Origin of the sequence: Azospirillum isscasi (genome assembly GCF_030849505.1) — a bacterium.
Classification (GTDB): Bacteria; Pseudomonadota; Alphaproteobacteria; order Azospirillales; family Azospirillaceae; genus Azospirillum; species Azospirillum isscasi.
In genome coordinates this window covers 1-3,785 of sequence record NZ_JAUJFI010000277.1, presented here as the reverse complement: position 1 = coordinate 3,785, position 3,785 = coordinate 1, and the positions used below count along the sequence as shown (strand labels likewise).

Below are 3,785 nucleotides of genomic sequence, written 5' to 3'. Positions count from 1 at the left end.
GCCGCCGCGCGGCCAGGGCGACGCGGGCGCCCGCCGCGGCCAGCACGCCCGCGAAATGCCGCCCGAGGCCGGACGAGGCTCCGGTGACGAGGGCGGTGCGGTCGGTGAGGGTGAAGGTCATGGGGCGAGTCCTGGGTTCATGCGGGTGAGGGTGGGGGCCCGTTGCGACCACCCCCTCACAACCCCCTCGCCTGCTCGCGCAGCATGAACTTCTGGATCTTCCCCGTGGACGTCTTCGGCAAGGCCCCGAACACCACCGTCCGGGGCGCCTTGAAGTGGGCCATATGGTCGCGGCACCAGCCGATCACGTCCGCCTCCGTCACCTCCCCCTCCGAACCCGGCTTCAGCGTGACGAAGGCGCAAGGCGTCTCGCCCCATTTCGCGTCGGGACGGGCGACGACGGCGGCTTCCATAACCTGCGGGTGCTTGTAGAGAATCTCCTCCACCTCCAGCGAGGCGATGTTCTCGCCGCCGGAAATGATGATGTCCTTGGCACGGTCCTTGATCTCGACATAGCGGTCGGGATGCAGCACGGCGAGGTCGCCGGTGTGCAGCCAGCCGTCGCGCAGCGCCTCGTCGGTGGCCGCCGGGTTCTTCAGATAGCCCTTCATCACCGTGTTGCCGCGCAGCGCCAGTTCGCCCAGCGTCTCCCCGTCGGCGGGAACCTCGCCGCCGGTCACCGGGTCGAGCACGGTCTGCTCCGACATGGTGACGTTCGGCACGCCCTGGCGGGCCATCTTCACCGCCCGTTCCTCCAGCGGCAGGTCCGCCCACGCCTCCTGCCACGCACAGCCGGTGGAGGGGCCGTAGCATTCCGTCATGCCGTAGAGATGGGTCAGGCGGAAGCCCATCCGCTCCATGCCGGCGATCACCGCGCTGGGCGGGGCCGCCCCGCCGGTCGCCACCTGCACGGGGCCGTGGTCGAAGCTGCGCTTCACCGAATCGGGGGCGTGGATCAGCATGGTCAGAACGACCGGCGCGCCGCAGAGATGGGTGACCTTCTCCTCCGCGATCAGGCGGAAGATCGCCGCCGGGTCCACGGCGCGCAGGCAGACATGGGTGGCCCCCACCGCGGTCACCGCCCAGGGGTAGGTCCAGCCGTTGCAATGGAACATGGGCAGCGTCCACAGATAGACGCTGTCGGGCCGCAGCCCGAAGGTGATGACGTTGCCGAGCGCGTTCAGATGGGCGCCGCGGTGGTGGTACAGCACGCCCTTGGGGTTCCCCGTGGTGCCGGAGGTGTAGTTGAGCGCGATGGACTCCCACTCGTCCTCCGGCGTGCGCCAGGGGGCGTCGGGGTCGCCGGTCCTCAGGAAGTCCTCATACTCCATGTCACCGACCGGGTCGGCGTCCTGTGCCGCCGGGTCGTCGATCCACACCACCCGCGGCGGGGCCGCCATGCGCTCCAGCGCTGTGCGGGCCACGGCGGACAGGCCGCGGTCCACCAGGAACAGGCGGCTTTCAGCATGCTCCAGGATGAAGGCGACGGCGGGCGGATCGAGCCGCGTGTTGATGGCGTTCAGCACCGCCCCGGCGCCGGGCACGCCAAAATGCGCCTCCAGCATCGCCGGGGTGTTGAAGGCCAGGACGGACACCACCTCCCCCGGACGGACGCCGGCCCCGGCCAGCGCGGAGGCCAATGCGCGGGCGCGGCGTTCCACCTCCGCCCAGCATCGCCGCAGGGGGCCGTAGACCACGGCGGTCTTGTCCGGATAGACCATGGCCGAGCGGCGCAGGAAGTCCAATGGCGTCAGCGGCACATGGTTCGCCGCGCGCCTGGAAAGCCCTGCGGACGGAGTGGTGGCGTCCACGCTCGTTTCCTCCCCTGTTCTGCGGTCCCTGACTTTCGGTCGGCACTTCCTATTGGGCGCCTTGCTGACGATGGTAGCCACGAACCATCGGACAGGACAAGATTCACCTTCGGTCGGTCCCTCCCCCTATGCCCGCAAGAACGTGGCAGGAGCGGACGGACGCGTTACCGCCTCTGGCGCCGCGGACGCGGCCCGTCCGGCCTGTACACTGGGTGGGGACAACCCGCGTGGGGGCGACCATGACGACGGTGCGGATCGCGTTCGACAAGGAACTGGTGCTGTCCGGGCATTTCCTGCTGAAGCATCTGGAGAAGCCGGAACTGCAACGCCTCGCCGCCAGCGCCCGGCTGGCCTATTTCCGGCCCGGCGCGGTCATCTTCCAGAAGGGCGACCCCGGCGACAGCATGATGGCGGTCATCCGCGGGCGGGTGAAGATCTGCTCCCACTCGACGGACGGGAAGGAGCTGGTGCTGAACATCATCAACAAGGGCGGCCTGTTCGGGGAGATCGCCCTTCTGGACGGGGAACCGCGGACCGCCGACGCCGTGGCGCTGGAAGAGACGGACCTGCTGGTGCTCGACCGCTCCAAGTTCGTGCCCCTGCTGAACGAGCGTCCGGCGGTGGCGCTCCAGCTCATCACCGTCCTGTGCAAGCGCCTGCGCCAGACCAGCGAGCATCTGGAGGACACGCTGTTCCTGGAGGCGTCCTCCCGCTTCGCCCGCGCGCTGATGCGGCTGGCCGAGGTGTTCGGCAAGCCGGCGCCGAACGGGCTGAAGCTGGACATCAAGCTGTCGCAACAGCAACTCGGCTGCCTCGTCGGCGTCTCGCGGGAGAGCATCAACAAGCTGCTGGGCGAGTGGCAGCGCAACGGGGTGATCGCCGTGGAGTCCGGGCGGATCACGCTGCTCGACCGCAACGCGCTGGAGGAGATCGCCGAGGCGAACGGGTGAAGAGAGTGGTTGCAAAGTGATTGCGCTGGGCCCCCTCCCTAACCCTCCCCCACCTCCGGTGAGGGAGGGGACTGCCGCCGCTCCGCCACAAAATTCCTTCCCCCGCGAAGTGGGGGGAGGTTAGGAGGGGGGCCCAGCGCAACCACTTCCCCCTCAATTTAATTCCCGCAGCACCCGCACGCCGTTGTTCAGGTACCGCACGTCCGGATCGTAGAACAGCCGCGCCGTGTCGGTGATGTCCGTCAGGCTGGCCCGCCAGGACCCGCCCCGCAGCACCCGCTCCCGGCAGTTGGGCGAGGTCCAGACGCTGCCGTCCGCCGGCGCCCCGCCATAGTCCGGGTGCCAGCAGTCGGCAACCCACTCCGCCACGCCACCGTTCATGTCGTGCAGCCCGAAGGGATTCGGCTTGTAGCTGCCGACCGAAGCCGGGGTCAGCCGTTCCTGCGCACCGCCGCAGTCCTTGCAGTTGGCGAGCGTCCCCGTCTGTCCGTCCCACCAGTAGCGGCCCGTCGTCCCGCCGCGGGCCGCATACTCCCATTCGGCCTCGGTCGGCAGGCGGTAGCGCTGGCCGGTCTTCTGGCTCAGCCACTTCGCGTAGGCTTGGGCCTCCAGCCAGGAGATGTTGTGGATCGGGGTGCTGTCGGTGGGCTTGGTCATGCGCGGCATGCCGCCGGTGCAGCCGCCGCCCTCCACGCAGGCCCGCCATTCGGCCACCGTCACCTCGTAGGCGCCGAGCGCGAAGGGCTTGGCGATGGTCACCTTGTGCGCCGGGCGTTCGGAGCGGTCGCCCTGGTCGCTGCCCATGATAAAGCTGCCGGGCGTGATGCGCACCATCACCGGGCAGTCCGGACAGTCCCGGAAACTGGCGGACCGGCTGTGGTTGCGCACCGCGCTGTTCCCGTTGCCGCCGGACGGTGCGGCGGCGACCTGCTCCGGTTCCGGCCCCGGCCGGGACGTTGCTGGTTGGGGCGGGGCGGGTTGGGGCGGCGCGGGGGAAGGCGGCGGCGGCGCCTCGACCACCGGT

3 protein-coding genes are annotated in these 3,785 nt (G+C 69.8%); 1 reads left to right on the top strand and 2 read right to left on the bottom strand.

The genetic code is table 11. From position 1 onward, the window contains the following. Window positions 1-176 precede the first annotated feature (176 nt). Window positions 177-1,811: an AMP-binding protein gene (locus tag QSG27_RS28055; RefSeq protein WP_306712031.1), complete on the bottom strand. Its 1,635-nt coding sequence runs from the start codon at window positions 1,809-1,811 to the stop codon at window positions 177-179. A 239-nt stretch (window positions 1,812-2,050) separates the two neighbouring features. Between QSG27_RS28055 and QSG27_RS28050 the strand changes: the two genes are divergently transcribed. Next, window positions 2,051-2,761, top strand: a complete 711-nt coding sequence (locus QSG27_RS28050; RefSeq protein ID WP_306712030.1) for a Crp/Fnr family transcriptional regulator — start codon at window positions 2,051-2,053, stop codon at window positions 2,759-2,761. A 153-nt stretch (window positions 2,762-2,914) separates the two neighbouring features. Here the strand turns inward: QSG27_RS28050 and QSG27_RS28045 are convergent. Next, window positions 2,915-3,785, bottom strand: an 871-nt coding sequence (locus QSG27_RS28045) for a formylglycine-generating enzyme family protein (RefSeq protein WP_306712028.1), incomplete at its 5' end; no start/stop codon positions are given.